Raw genomic sequence first — 13,430 nt, forward strand, 5'->3', positions numbered from 1 at the left:
TGGCGCGGCGCATGATCTATGTGACCTTCCGCAAGCGCGGCCTGCACCGCTATGCCGGTGCCCCCGCCGAGGTCGATTATCTGGCCCACACCCACCGGCACACCTTCTGGTTCAAGGTGTCCATTGAGGTGCGCCACAACGACCGCGACATCGAATTCCACCTTTTCCAAGACTGGCTGGAATCGCTGTACGACGCCCGCACCCTCGGCCTCGACGGGCGAAGCTGCGAGATGATGGCAGAGGAACTTTATACGCGGATCGCCGAACGCTATCCGGGCCGCGCGGTGGAAATCGATATCAGCGAAGACGGTGAAAACGGAGCGGTGTTGTCATGGGCATAGAGATCGATCCCAGCCTGGATTACCGGCATTGGCGCAAGGATTTCGCCTCGGTCTTTCCCGCCATTCACAGCAGCTTCTATGCCTATTCCAAACGGGATGACGTGTTCCAAGCCATTAAGGAGCACGGTTTCCGTTCGTTCGACCAGTTCAACTACCTCAGTGATGAGGGGCTGTTTCGGTACGATGCGGCGCTCTACAGCGCGGGCGGAGCGTCCACCCTCGACGTGGAGCGGTCAATGGTCAACGACGCGCCCCTTTATCGGCGGCGCAAGGACACCACAGTCATCAGCGACAGCGGCGGCTTCCAGGTCTACCAGGGGATTTGGACCCCGGACGAGTACCACGGCAAGCGTGCCGAGATCCTGGCATGGCAGGAAGCCATCAGCGATATCGCCATCGCCATGGACGTGCCCACCGGCAGCGTCCACAGCGACAAGGCGGATTGCATCGACAGCTTCGAGGAATGCCTGACCTGGACCAAGCTGAATTGCGATTGGCTGATCCAGAACCGCGATCCCCGCAAGGCCCGCATGCTGAACGTCATGCAGGGCTTGTCTGTGGACGGCCCCGATGGTGCGCTTGCTTGGTACGAAGCGATCAAGGGCTATTGCGACCGTAGCAAGTGGGGCGAGCAAGCCTTCGACGGCTGGGCCTTCGGCGGCATGGCCGTGCGCAATCGCAGCGCCATCCTGCGCAGCGTCGCCCGCATGCTGCGTGACGGCGTTCTTGGACCGGACAGCAACCAGCGTTGGATACATATGCTGGGCATCACCGGCCCCGAGGACGTGGCGTTCTTCACCTTGCTGCAACGGGCCTTGCGCAAGGTGCTGAAGGATGACGGCTTCACCGTGAGCTGCGACGCCTCCAATCCCAATTCCGAGATGGGGAAGCGCCGCCAGTATTATGCGGAGGGCGCGCAGGGCATCAAACTGCGCAAGGCGCTGGAGATGGAGTTCTTCGACTATCACGGAGGCGACACGCCCGATCTTGCCCAATTCGTCCGCGATTGGGTCGGCATGCACCCGGACGCGCTGACCTTCGACATCGGCTGGTTCCGCGACCACATGGAACTGCTGGATTGGGATTTCGACCTCAGCCGCTGCGCCGAGGACGACGAGATCGAGATCGGCGCTGAATTCGTGCAGGACAGCCCGGACTTCCTGCTGGCCGCCTATGACCGGCTGGTCGAGGTGCCAGCCTTCAAGGCGTTTGCCGTCGAACGGCTGAACGCCCATCCCGGTTTCGTCGAGTTTATCCTTGATCGAGTGGTGGATAGCGCCAAGGCCCTGGGCACCAGCGCGCTCGCCGAGCATCTGACCACGGAGAATTACTGGAAGCTGGTCGAGATGAAGTCGCCACGGAGCGGCGCGGCGGCGGCGACCGACGACGATTCCGACGTGGAAGACGGCACGAGGCCGGATCGCCTGACCCCCATGGGCTACATCGTCCACACCTGTATCAGCCAGGAAATTTACCTGCGCTACACCTACGAGGGCGCGGCGGCGGAAATCGAGAAATGGCCGGAGCTGGCCGATGAGTTGGCGGACGCCCTGGTCAGCGAGACGCCGGATACGAAGCTCTCCACCCTGCTTGTCCCCTGACCACACGGAGTTGATGGCATGTTCGCGAACGCATTTGGCGCCAAGAGGCCGACCAAGGCCGAGTTGACCCGCATCCAGCGGGAATTGAAGCGCGATCCCACCTCGAAGTTCTCTCGCGAGATAGTGGCCCCATATGGCGAGACGGTCGAGACCAACGACGTTTTGCGGGTCTTGGACGCATGGTGCGTCAAGAACGGAGAACCGATCCCGAGCTGCCGCGTGGAGAATGACTTCACCGGGGCCGTGACATCGGTCTTTTGGGAAAGCGTGGACCGTTATGGTCTGCGCCGACCGGGAGAGACTGACGCCCAAGTTCTTGAGCGTATCCGCGACGAAAACAAATCCTTCAACGACGAACTATGATCATCCGCAAGCTGTTCCGGTTCGAGAACGCCCATGTGGTGCGCAACTGCTCGACCCGCCGCTGCGCCCTCAGCCTGCACGGTCACAGCTATCGGGTGGAACTGCTGCTGACCGCCTCACGGTTGGACAACGCCGGGATGATCCTGGATTTCGGCCTGCTCAAGGGCGCGATCAAGGAACTGATCGATTCCTGGGATCATGCCGCCTGCTTCTGGGATCGTGATGACCCCGAGTACATCGCCTTCATCCAGCGGCACAGCGAGCGGTGGGTGTCCGTGCCGGTGAACCCCAGCGCCGAGCAGTTCAGCCGGGTGTTCTTCGCTCTGGTCGATGCGGTGCTGACCGCGACCGAATTCGGCAATGGGGAGCAGGGCGTGTCGCTCGACAGCGTTATCGTCCACGAAACCGATACGGGCTATGCCCAATGCTGGCGCGATGATGCGTTCAGCCCCGATATGGGCGGTCCCATCGCGCTGGACCAGATCGTTTTCAGCGATGCTATCCGCGAGGAATGGAGCGATCCGCATCTGTGGGCGCGGGTCGTCGATGCCCGCAAGCACGGCACAGCGTTGTTCTGTCACCCACTGCCCGAGCAGCAAGTCCGATGAAAGCGCGCATCATCTCCTACATGGGCGAAGGCGAGGAGCTTCAGCGCAAGCGCCTCGCATGGCACAACCAGCAACTCGACTGGCTGCTGGAACGTGGGCTTGAGGTCGTGGTGTTTGACCAGGGCTACCGCGAGAACTGGTATCGCACCGATCCGGCCATCACCTATGCCCGCTACAAGGGGCCGTTGCTGCGTCCTGGTCCCGCCCGCAATCCACTGCTGGAGGACTTTTACGCCAGCGGCGAGACATGGACGGTGATGGCCGACAACGATGCCGTCCTGCTCGACCAGATGGACGGCCATGCGATCTTCGGCCTATTGCCCGAGGTGGCGGAAAACATCCACATCTTCAGTCCGATCAATGGCGCGGTGCGGGGCTATCCCTGGAAGGACGAACCCGCGTTCTTCGAGCATTACCTCGTCTTCGAGCGCTATGTCGAATTGAAGGGCAGTTTCTGGTTTCTGCGTCAGCCGCCAGCCCCACTTTGGTTTCGCGACATGATGATCGGCGAGGATGGTGATTTTGTCTTTCAGGCCGTCATGGCGGGGCTGGGCGTGTTTCAATGCCACAATATCGCCTTGCGGGAATTCGCCGGTCAGGCATCGACGCTGTTCGACGCCGAGACGCGCAGGCGGGTGCATGCCGAGGGCAAGGCGTTCTTCGCCGACACCTATCCCGGCATGCGGTTCGAGAAGGGTAAGCTGCACAAGAAGGATTTCATCACCCGCTATTGGCAAGGACCGCGCAGCCATACCATCCGCAAGCCCTAACGCCAGCCCCCGATGGGAATGTAGGAAAAGCCCTCATATTGGTAAGCGCGCTCGCAGCGCCGCCTGCCTTCCGCCAGTACGGCTTCCCGGTTGATGCCGGGCAGGGGGATGACGGCATCCTGATAGACCAGATAGGATTCGCAATCGGCGCTGACCGCCAGCGCCCGGCAGGCGCGTTCCGCCTCGGGATCGTCGTCGTTGTAGGCCCGGATGGCGTTGACCATGCGCTTGTCGTAGCGGTCGGCCTGCTGCGAGAATTTCATGAACGCCTGGATATCTGTCTCCGCGTCGATCTTCAGGTTGATGTCACGGGTGTACAGGTGCCACTGAAGCCTCTGGATGAGCTGCTGATAGATCGGGTTGAGCACCAGGCGGTGTTCCTCGCAGAAGCCGTTGGTGGCATGGGCTGTGTTCGCCGCGAAACAAATCATCATTGCGCAGGCAGCACCGGCAACCTTGGACATGTCCCCTCCTATTCGACTTCGATCCAGCCCCGCCGCAAATACGCATTGCGTACGATGATCCTGGCGAAGAACGGGTAGACCAGCCACGAAACCCCGCTGGTAAGGATCGCGGCGATACCAGCGATGACGGCGTGCTTCCAAATACCCTTTACGGCGAAATAGAGCGCGCCGAAGAGCAGGCACCACAGGAACGGGGTACTGGCCCGTTCCTGGTAGCCGTTGGCGGGGTTCTCGAAAAGCATCGCCCCTCCTTCTGGGACGTTCCCGCAGTAAGTGCGCCTAGGGCCTTTTGAAGCTTACTCGGGCCTTGTCGCCTTCGATGACTGCGTAGCAGGGGAAGCGATCGCTCATCGCGTAAACCGGCACGATGATTTCAAAACGCTTTGCTGCAATATCTTGCGCAGCTACTTCGACATTCCTCTCATCGTCAATGCCTGCGTTCTTGTATGAAAACATATCCGTCAGTTCATTCCCGCACCTTGCTTTGGCCTTTTTGATAGCCTTATCCAAGATTTCCTCTTTGGACTCGCCGCAACCCGCCAACGCGATCGTGCTTACAAGGGCAACAACGGTACAGACCGACCAACGCGACATTCGTTTCGCTCCCCATACTGTGCAGATAGCGGCACGGTACGAGCCTGCGTCCGGGAGAGGTATAGTGGAAAACTACGGATAGACGGGGTTTCGGGCCAGAAAGTGCGCGGCCTTGTGCAGGTCGGACAAGCTGCCCGCGCTCATCTTCTCGAACACGCGCGAGCGGTGGATTTCCGTTGTCCGAGTGCTGATGCCCAGCGCCTTGCCGATTTCCTTGGTCAGCAGGCCGTCGATTATCGACCAGAACACCTGCCGTTCCCGGCTGGTCAACTGACCATACCCTTTCAGCGCGTTGATCGCCCGGCCATGCTGGCGGCACTGCTGCTGGTGTGCCGTGCAGGCTGCCGCCACGGTGGCGAGCAGCTTGTCGTTGTCCACGGGCTTTTCGATGAAGCCCGCCGCGCCCAGCTTCACTGCCTTGACTGCGGTTGGAATGTCGCCGTGTCCCGAGATCATCAGCACGGGCGCGTCAAGGCCGCGCCGCCGCGCATCCATGAAGGTGTCGATGCCGCAGGCGTCATCCAGGCGCAGATCGAGCAGCACGCAGCCAATAAATGTTGGATCATGACCGGCGAGGAATGACGGGGCGTCACCATAGCCACGCACCACATAGCCGTTGGCCTTGAGCAGCCAGCCAATCGCGTCCCGAAATCCGGCATCATCATCCACGATTGCGACGACGAAGGGTGGTTCTTGCTGCATCTCGACCTTCTGTGGCCCACCACATCCGGCATGGCCGGGGGCGAATATGTACTTCTGTGCGTTTCATTAGGTTTTCCTGGCCCAAGGGCGCGGCAACCAACGCGAGACGCAGTCGCTCGGAAAAAGCGCGTGGGGCGCCATGGCAAGAGTTCGCGCAGCATCATCTTGGAATTCATTGCTGATCACCCGACTTTATCTTATTTACAAACGCACATTTTCTTATGTTCTGGCTATCTTATTGAAATAATGCGCGGATCAACGCCGTTGCGACTTCGGGCAATCGGCGTTTATAACGTTTTATGTGTTGGCGTTGATTTCTCAAGGTTTCAGCCATGAAGCAGGCCAAGGTTCTGAGCGAGAGCGAGCTGAAGCGTGTGCTTGCCGTCATCGCCAGCAGGAAGCACGCGGCCCGCAACCGCGCCGCCCTCATGCTCAGTTTCTATGCCGGGATGCGCGTAGGTGAGATCGCCGCCCTGACCGTCAAGGACGTGCTGACCGGCGACGGCCAGGTCAAGGATCAAGTCCTGCTGCGCGGCGCCATCACCAAGACCGGCGAGGCGCGGGCGGTGTTCGTGGGCGACAAGCTGCGCAAGGAACTGGAACGCTATGTGGCCGCGCTGAAGGTGGCCCAGCGTCCCGGCGACACCCCGTTTCTGCTGACGCAGAAGCAAACTGCGTTTTCGCCCAACACGCTGTGCCAGTTGTTCACCAACCTCTATGCGGCGGCGGGCATTGATGGGGCCAGCAGCCACAGCGGACGGCGCTGGTTCATCACCCGGCTCGCCCATTCCGGCGTGTCGGCCAAGGTGATCATGACGCTGGCCGGGCACCGGCACCTCAGCACCACGCAACGCTATATCGAGGTCAACGACGCCATGATGCGGGCGGCGGTGGAAATCCTCTGAATGGGCGCGCCGATAAATACCGTGGTCATTAACACTGCGGATTTCGAGGCGCTTCCATGAACACCATTACCGACAACCCCACGGCGGCGGCACGCCGGTTTCTCCAAGTCTGGACCACCATGTTGAACCTGACGGATCGGCCCGACCGTCCCCGCGTGGAGCAACTGGTCAAGGACGCATACCGCGCGGCGGGGCTGCCACATCCCCGGCACATAATCTGGTGCGCCTCACCCCTGACCATGGCGTGGGCACGGTCTCTCTTCCCGCTGGTGGCCGACAACCCGGTGGGGCCGAACGTGGCGGATCAGCTTGTCCATGCGCCAATGCAGCGGGCACGGTCTGCCGTCCACGTGGAAACGGGCGAATTGGCAATGCTCTGCGGGGAATTGGAGAACGGTGTGTTGGCCGCGACCAAGCCTCGGGAACAAGCCCTGTGGGATGCGTTGGCGCGCGACGACCTGCCGTTTCCCGATCAGCCTTCCTGGATCAAGGGCGCGGTGGCCGGAACGGTCACGTTGCACACGCAGTGCAGTGCCGCCGAGGTCATGGCCGCTGCACCGCGCTATCAGGGCATCGGTGATGCCGTGCTGGGCGCGACGACGCCGGGAACCATCTCGCTGTCGTTCCTGCGCCGCCGCATTGGGCTGGTGGCCGAGACCCAGGCTGTTGCCCCGTTGCTTGATTTGCTGATGGAGACCCACATGCTGATCGCCCACGCAAATGTCTGCTACATCAGCGAAGCCCCGGTTCTGATCGACGAGCAGGGCATGTATTACGTCGATGGCTGGGAATTGGCCTGCTGATGGCCGTTCTCTATCTCGATATCGACGGCCCATTGCTGCGCAGTGCCGTACCCGGCGCGGTATGGAACGCGGGATGGGAAATCGCCCCACATGCTGGCGCATTTCTCCGCTGGGCCGTTGAACACCATACGCCGTACTGGCTGACCACCCGCGACCGCTCGGGATCACATGCCGGGATCGTCAGGGCGTTCCGCGAATGCTCCAATTGGGATGACGCGCTGGAGCCGCTGTTGCTGCGGATAACGCCCCTCCGCTGGGACGCATCTAAGGCCGCCGCCATCAACATGCAGGCCGATTTCTATTGGATCGATGACGATCCAGGCCCGTTCGACCTCATGCTGTTGGAACAGCAGGGGCGGCGTGACCGCTGGATCGAGGCCAATACGGACGTATTTCCCGATGCCCTGCTGGCGGTCATGGCCGTTATCGACGTGCTGACCAACGCCTATTTTGCGCCTACCTGACTTGACCTCGGCACACGCCATTAGATTTCGCCCTGGCCTTGGCTCTCGCCGTGCGCTTGGGTGCCTGCGCCAAGAGCGCCGTCAGCCAACTGGCCTGCTTGATCTTGAGCGTGACCTCTGTCTTGCCCCGCAGCCGATTATCCATATCCACCAGGAACTTCTGCTCCTTCGGCTGCAATGAACGTCCGTGGTGCAATGCCACGTCATCGATTGCCTGGAGAACTGCCTTGATGTCATTTGCCGTCAATGTGTAGTGATTCATGTGTGGTGTCCTTGAATGGGTTTGACGCTCAACTGGCGTTGAGCGGCATCAGCTCAGCGTCATCCCAGCTTTGCTGGTCTGCGCTTTCACTGCTGCGATCTATGAAAAGCATCTGAATCAATTAATTGAACGAAGTGAACTGAACTGCATTTTCCCGAGCAGTCACATTTCTCCCCCCGCTGACAGACTTCGAGAACTAAGACGCACGCGCGGTTGCGCGATACGTCCCCCGAGAACTTCAAAATCGAAAGCGACTTTGAAGCATCTGCCAGCGGGAGGAGAGGTAGCGGTATTTTCCGTCGAGTTGTGTAATTCGTTCCAGTTAAAGCGGCGCCCGTGTTTCTTTACCTATTGGAACGCCTCTCCAGGGCGATTAAGCCCAGCGCGGTTATGCGATTGCTCGCAAGCAACTACGGCAGCCAACACATAGCATTCGCGGAGAAGTCTGTTTCGGCGACTTTCCATTCAACGCATTGCACGTCAGCCCGTTCCCGGCGGCCCTTCCCGTGTTGTGCCCAGCGCGCTCACACTCATACCGTAGTCTCAGCCGTCCATCACGTGACCCAGATGTCGGCTGATCCTTTGTACACATGGGCCGCCGCCCGGTGGGTATTGCGCGTATTGGGTCAGCGGGGTTCTCCTACTGTTTTTTTCGGAGTGGCTCTTTTTCTTCTGTGTCGCAGCCCCTGATGTGGACCCTATGGTGTGTGCCGTCTCCAGCACTATTGAATTTTAAGCGATCCGCTGTTGGATCGCCAAATTCGAAATCGTCTAAGGATGGCGGTTCTTTGCCGCAGCAAGAGTGCCAGCAATGGCCGCCTCGATGACTTTCTGTAACGTTGCTGGCTTCCTGTCGAAGCCCAGCGTAATGGTTCTCGATCTTTTCATATTCCGCACTCCCTTGGGTTGCTGCGTGTGCAGTTATTTATGACAGACAGCATAAATAGTTGCATGAGCAACGCATTGGAGACGCACACATGATCCTCATCGAAGCCCGCGATATCCTCATGGACCTTGGCCTGACCGATTCCCAACTGGACTTCTCATCCCGGTGGCTCGGCAAGCAGCCGTCCTATATGTCCTGCGTTGTGGCGCGCGGTCAGAAACCCAGCGCGGAAGCGTTGTTGGCGTTGGCCGGGCGTGTCACCCGCAAGGCCATGCAAATGCGCCGCGTGTTCCGGCATACCGAAGCGACTGCCCTGGATGCGCTGAGCGCCAAGGTGTGGAACGAACTGCTGTCCCGCTATGCAGGGCAGCCCGAGGCGGCGTGACCCAAAGCTTGGCATGAACTTACATCAAGTAAGTTCACAGAATGCCGCTGCGCAGCCCGATCGCGTCCATACAGTGCTCGCGGCCATTGTGCCCGCGATCAGCGCATTGGCCTCGGATGAGCTTTACCATTGGCAGGAATCCCAAGATAAACCCTGGGACATGAATTTTCAGTCCACTTCTATCCCAATGGATGCGTGAGACGATGTTGACTGCTTGATAGAGACGCTCTAACTGAGAACTTATATTTGCCGCCTCGTAGTGTGGCGCACCTTTGCTGACCTTCCCCTCGTCCCCTGCTGGTCCAGCAATAAAATGGCGTTATGTGCGATGAACCTCGGCCGCCAGCACATATCCGCCGCCCCGCACGGTCTTGATCAGTTCAGGGTTTTTGGGGTCCGCTTCCAGTTTTCGTCGCAACCGTCCGACCTGGACATCGATGGTGCGGTCCATGGGGCCCGCCAGACGCCCGCGTGTGAGGTCAAGGAGTTGGTCGCGGTTAAGCACTCGCTGCGCGTTAAGCAAAAAGGCCAGCAGAAGATCGTATTCGCCACCGGTGATCTCGACCAGCACGCCGTCGGGGGAACGAAGTTGGCGGCGGCCTGCATCCAGTGTCCAATCGGCGAAGCTTAGAATGTCGCGGTGGGCGGTATCTCGGGGGGCGGCCAGGGCTGTTTCTCCCGCAGGCGCGTCATGATCGCCGACCCGCCGCAGCACCGCCTTGATACGGGCCAGTAATTCGCGGGTGCTGAACGGTTTGGCGAGATAGTCGTCAGCGCCCATTTCAAGCCCGACCACCCGGTCGGTTTCGTCGCCCATGGCGGTCAGCATGATCACCGGCAGGCGGGTGGTGTCGTGCAGGAAGCGGCACAAGGCCAAGCCGTCTTCGCCCGGCAACATGAGGTCGAGGATGACCAGATCAATGGTTCCGACATCCATCGCCTTGCGCATGGCCGTACCGTCGCCGACGGTGGTGACCATGAACCCCTGCATTCCCAGGAACTCCTTCAACAAGGCGCCGATTTCCAGGTCATCATCGACGACAAGAATGTGGGTTGGGTTGCTCATGCCGTCTCCCCTTGAGGAATGCTGACCGTTGCTCGCAACCCTCCTTCCTGTCTGTTCGCCAGTTGAATGTACCCCCCATGGGCACGAATGATGGTGCGGACGACGGTCAGGCCAAGGCCGATGCCGCCGGTCTTACGGTTGCGCGAGTTCTCAAGGCGATAGAAGGGGGTGAAAACCTTTTCCATTTCGTCCTCGGGGATACCAGGGCCGTCATCGTCGATGGTGACGACGATATCGCGCCCCATATGACGGGCATGAACGACCGCACGACCGCCATAGCGGGCGGCGTTTTCCACCAGATTGCTTAACGCCCGCTTCATCGCCAGCGGTCGGCATGTGCAGACCAATCGCCCCGACCAGTCGAATTCCGCCGGTAGCCCCATGTCGGTGGCGTTGTCGCACACTGCTTCCAGGGTGGCGGCAAGGTCGATAACCTGAGACATTTCCACGCTTGCTTCGCCGCGTGCGAATTCCAGCGTGGAGGTCACCATTGCCTCCATTTCAGAGAGGTCGGCCAGCATCCGTTCGGCAGTCTCGCTGGCGGGCAGCATCTCGGTGCGCAGCCGCAATCGGGTGATAGGACTGCGTAGGTCGTGAGAAATAGCCGCCAACATTCGGGTTCGGTCATCGACGAAACGCCGAATTCTATCCTGCATCTCGTTGAAGGCGGCAACCGCCTGACGAACTTCACGGGGGCCGGTTTCCGATAGCGGTGGGGCGTGGACGTCGCGGCCCAGCCGGTCGGCGGCACGAGCGAAGGTGGCAAGGGGGGCAGAAGCCCACCCCGCCGCCCAGTAGCCCAGCACAAGGATAGCCGTGATCATCACCAGTGCCGACAAAATCGAATGCGGTGTCCACCAGGTCGGCGGAGTGGGCATGGTCAAATCGAAGGTCGCCCAGACACCGTCATTCAACCGAACGGCCACCAGCAAGGCATCCTCGTCGGGAAAGCCGTGCAACACGCGCATCCAGAACGATAAGGGTTCACCATCATGACCGTGACGCTGGCGGGTGACGTGCAGACGATCATGGCCCAGCGGGCCGAAATAGGCTTCCAGCGATTGCCGTAGCGGAAGAATTTCCACCTCGTCGCGATGGGACAGTGAAACGGCGGGGGCGGCACCCAATGTCACGGTCAACAGCGGACTGCCCAAATTGCTGGCCAGCCGGTCGCGTTCGCCTTTCGGCGCCTGATCAAGAAGACGGGAAAACACGCCGACCCGGTCGGATGACAAGTTGTCGCCAGTGGTGGCGATGGCGTCATGGCGGTCGGACGACAAAATAGTGGTGCTGGCCAAATGGGACAACGTCAACCCCACCAATAGCACCAGCAAGGTCCGTCCGGCGATGGAATCGGGAATCAGTCTCCGCATTGATGACCTCTGTCTTTGATCCGGCGGGGCCGATTGTGACAGGAGATCGGGGAATCGGCATCCCCGGTTCTTACTTTGTTACACTACTTTACAATCACCTAGCCGGGTTCCGCGCTATATCGACAAGGTCCGCAGATCGCGGAGTTGTGGAAGACGGAGCATCAGGATGGGTGGCGATTTGCGGCTAATTGGACGATGGCTTCGGACGCATCTCCAGCGCTCCGGCATTGCCGCTCTGGTTCTGGCAGTGGTGCTGCCCTCGGCGGTGTTCGCTCATGGCGGCGAGGACCACGGCGCCCCTGCCGCCGCGCCGGTGCCGGTGGTCACCGAGCAATCCGGTTTCGGGGCTGAAGGAACGGCATTCCAAGTCGCGCTTTATCCGACCGATGGCAAAAGCGTCCTTTATCTGGCCGATGCCGACACCAACGCACCTGTAGGTGGCGCCACAATCGACGCCGAGGCCAGCGACTGGCAAGGTCAGGCGAAGCCGACATCTGAACCCGGAATCTATGAACTCGCGTGGACTACGCCCGAGGCTGGGGCTGACATGACCTTGATCGTGTCCGCTGCCGGTAAGGATGATCTGATCTTGGTCCAAGCGACCGGGCGCAAGGGGGGCATCCAGCCGATTGCGGCCAAGGCCGAGGGATCGAACTGGAAGGCGTTCGGTGTGGCCGGTGGTGCCGGTGCGGTCCTGCTGATTGGCGGCCTTGCCCTGATCCGTCGTAACCACAAGGCTGCCGCGGCCATGCTGGCTCTGGGCCTGCTGGGGCTGGCCGAGCCGGTCCGGGCGCATGGCGGCGAGGATCACGGCGACGCACCCGCCACCCAAAAGCCACAGGTGCAGCCGGGCGCCCCCATCGCCATGTCCAAGCCGACCCAGTTCCTGCTGGGCATCCGCACCATCAAGGTCGAACCGCAGCAGGCCGCCGATACGGTTCGCGTCGTCGGGCGCGTCATCGCCGATCCGTCTGGCTATGCGCGCCTGCAACCGTCGCAGCCTGCGCGGGTGGTTTTCGACCCGGCGCATCCCATTCCGGTGCCGGGACAGGTCGTGAAGCGCGGGCAGGTGCTGGCGGTCCTGGAACCGACCCTGTCCACCCTGGAGAAGGGCGACAAGCGGGCAACCCTGTCCCGCGTCGATGGCGAGATCGCCATCACCGAGCGCGAATTGGCCCGCCAGGAAACCTTGGGCGGATTGGTTCCTGCGAAACAGGTGGAGACCACCCGCATCCGGCTGGATCAGTTGCGCAAGGAACGCGGTCAGATCACCGGAACCGCCTTGGGACGTGAGTTGCTGACCGCTCCGGTGGACGGCATCATCACCGACGTCCATGTGGTTCCCGGCGAGGTCGTCATTTCCGACCGCGTGCTGGTGGAAGTCGTCGATCCGTCTTTGCTGCGGGTCGAGGCGGTCATCCATGACATCGGCGTCTCCAGGCGCATCTCGGGCGCCACCGCCGCCAGCAAGCTGGTGCCGGACCAAAGCTTCCCGCTGAAATTGCTGGGTGTCAGCCCCAAGATCGACATGATCGACCAAGGCGTCCACGCCATCTTCCAAGTGGCCGCCGAACAGGCCGGGCATTTGAGCATTGGCATGCCCATGGACGTGTACCTGGAGACCGGGGCCACCTCGGTGCGCACCGCCGTTCCCCGCGATGCCATCGCTGAGGTGGGCGGCCGCCGTGCGGTATTCGTCCGCACCGCGCCCGAGACCTTCGAGGTCCGTCCGGTCAAGGTCGCTCGCACCATCGGCCCGCTGGCCGAGATCGTCGAAGGGATCAATCCCGGTGACCGGGTGGTGACCCAGGGCATCGAGCAACTGAAGGCGGGGAGGTAAGCC

The 13,430-nt window shown here is 61.0% G+C and carries 17 protein-coding genes; 10 read left to right on the forward strand and 7 right to left on the reverse strand.

From position 1 onward, the window contains the following. Nucleotides 1-11 precede the first annotated feature (11 nt). From G4223_RS12765 to G4223_RS12785, 5 genes are read left to right on the forward strand one after another with little or no spacing between them, the layout of a single operon-like run. Nucleotides 12-341, forward strand: a complete 330-nt coding sequence (locus G4223_RS12765; RefSeq protein ID WP_163680159.1) for a hypothetical protein — start codon at nt 12-14, stop codon at nt 339-341. Continuing rightward, the gene (locus tag G4223_RS12770; RefSeq protein ID WP_163680162.1) at nt 332-1,942 is read left to right on the forward strand and encodes a tRNA guanosine transglycosylase family protein; all 1,611 of its coding nucleotides are present in this window, start codon (nt 332-334) and stop codon (nt 1,940-1,942) included. Before G4223_RS12765 ends, G4223_RS12770 begins: the two co-directional genes overlap by 10 nt. An 18-nt stretch (nt 1,943-1,960) precedes the next feature. Then, nucleotides 1,961-2,305 carry a hypothetical protein gene (locus G4223_RS12775; protein WP_163680165.1) on the forward strand — a complete coding sequence of 115 codons (345 nt, stop codon included), beginning with the start codon at nt 1,961-1,963 and terminating at the stop codon, nt 2,303-2,305. Next, nucleotides 2,302-2,913, forward strand: coding sequence for a 6-pyruvoyl trahydropterin synthase family protein (locus G4223_RS12780; RefSeq protein WP_163680168.1), 612 nt, complete (start codon nt 2,302-2,304; stop codon nt 2,911-2,913). The genes G4223_RS12775 and G4223_RS12780 overlap by 4 nt, the downstream gene beginning before the upstream one ends. Then, nucleotides 2,910-3,683 (forward strand): hypothetical protein, encoded by a 774-nt coding sequence (locus G4223_RS12785; RefSeq protein ID WP_163680171.1) that lies wholly within the window; start codon nt 2,910-2,912, stop codon nt 3,681-3,683. Before G4223_RS12780 ends, G4223_RS12785 begins: the two co-directional genes overlap by 4 nt. On the opposite strand, the gene G4223_RS12790 is transcribed toward G4223_RS12785, so the two are convergent. From G4223_RS12790 to G4223_RS20255, 4 genes are all read right to left on the reverse strand, one after another. Continuing rightward, nucleotides 3,680-4,147 carry a hypothetical protein gene (locus G4223_RS12790; protein ID WP_163680174.1) on the reverse strand — a complete coding sequence of 156 codons (468 nt, stop codon included), beginning with the start codon at nt 4,145-4,147 and terminating at the stop codon, nt 3,680-3,682. The genes G4223_RS12785 and G4223_RS12790 overlap by 4 nt on opposite strands. An 8-nt stretch (nt 4,148-4,155) precedes the next feature. Beyond that, nucleotides 4,156-4,389, reverse strand: a complete 234-nt coding sequence (locus G4223_RS12795) for a hypothetical protein (protein WP_163680179.1) — start codon at nt 4,387-4,389, stop codon at nt 4,156-4,158. Between the two features lie 37 nt (nt 4,390-4,426). Beyond that, nucleotides 4,427-4,741 (reverse strand): hypothetical protein, encoded by a 315-nt coding sequence (locus G4223_RS12800; protein WP_163680183.1) that lies wholly within the window; start codon nt 4,739-4,741, stop codon nt 4,427-4,429. Between the two features lie 72 nt (nt 4,742-4,813). Next, entirely contained in the window at nt 4,814-5,443 is a 630-nt protein-coding gene (locus tag G4223_RS20255) for a response regulator transcription factor (RefSeq protein ID WP_163680186.1), read from the reverse strand. 332 nt (nt 5,444-5,775) lie between these two features. Between G4223_RS20255 and G4223_RS12810 the strand changes: the two genes are divergently transcribed. From G4223_RS12810 to G4223_RS12820, 3 genes are read left to right on the forward strand one after another with little or no spacing between them, the layout of a single operon-like run. Beyond that, a complete protein-coding gene (locus G4223_RS12810; protein ID WP_163680189.1) occupies nt 5,776-6,348 on the forward strand; it encodes a tyrosine-type recombinase/integrase in 573 nt (190 codons plus the stop codon). Between the two features lie 56 nt (nt 6,349-6,404). Then, nucleotides 6,405-7,151, forward strand: coding sequence for a hypothetical protein (locus G4223_RS12815; protein WP_163680192.1), 747 nt, complete (start codon nt 6,405-6,407; stop codon nt 7,149-7,151). Continuing rightward, entirely contained in the window at nt 7,151-7,615 is a 465-nt protein-coding gene (locus G4223_RS12820) for a hypothetical protein (protein WP_163680195.1), read from the forward strand. Before G4223_RS12815 ends, G4223_RS12820 begins: the two co-directional genes overlap by 1 nt. Here the strand turns inward: G4223_RS12820 and G4223_RS12825 are convergent. Then, nucleotides 7,608-7,877: a hypothetical protein gene (locus G4223_RS12825; protein ID WP_163680198.1), complete on the reverse strand. Its 270-nt coding sequence runs from the start codon at nt 7,875-7,877 to the stop codon at nt 7,608-7,610. The two genes, G4223_RS12820 and G4223_RS12825, sit on opposite strands and share 8 nt — an antisense overlap. 977 nt (nt 7,878-8,854) lie before the next feature. On the opposite strand from G4223_RS12825, the gene G4223_RS12830 reads away from it, so the two are divergent. After that, nucleotides 8,855-9,148 carry a DUF6626 family protein gene (locus tag G4223_RS12830; RefSeq protein WP_163680201.1) on the forward strand — a complete coding sequence of 98 codons (294 nt, stop codon included), beginning with the start codon at nt 8,855-8,857 and terminating at the stop codon, nt 9,146-9,148. A gap of 319 nt (nt 9,149-9,467) precedes the next feature. On the opposite strand, the gene G4223_RS12835 is transcribed toward G4223_RS12830, so the two are convergent. Together G4223_RS12835 and G4223_RS12840 are read right to left on the reverse strand one after the other, a co-directional pair. Next, nucleotides 9,468-10,214, reverse strand: a complete 747-nt coding sequence (locus G4223_RS12835; protein ID WP_163680203.1) for a response regulator — start codon at nt 10,212-10,214, stop codon at nt 9,468-9,470. After that, nucleotides 10,211-11,587: an ATP-binding protein gene (locus tag G4223_RS12840; protein ID WP_163680206.1), complete on the reverse strand. Its 1,377-nt coding sequence runs from the start codon at nt 11,585-11,587 to the stop codon at nt 10,211-10,213. Before G4223_RS12840 ends, G4223_RS12835 begins: the two co-directional genes overlap by 4 nt. Before the next feature lie 166 nt (nt 11,588-11,753). Here G4223_RS12840 and G4223_RS12845 point away from each other — a divergent pair, with 166 nt between their 5' ends. Then, nucleotides 11,754-13,427, forward strand: a complete 1,674-nt coding sequence (locus tag G4223_RS12845; protein WP_163680208.1) for an efflux RND transporter periplasmic adaptor subunit — start codon at nt 11,754-11,756, stop codon at nt 13,425-13,427. Nucleotides 13,428-13,430 lie beyond the last annotated feature (3 nt).

The sequence above is a fragment of the Magnetospirillum aberrantis SpK genome (genome assembly GCF_011022235.1).
Taxonomy (GTDB): domain Bacteria; phylum Pseudomonadota; class Alphaproteobacteria; order Rhodospirillales; family Magnetospirillaceae; genus Magnetospirillum; species Magnetospirillum aberrantis.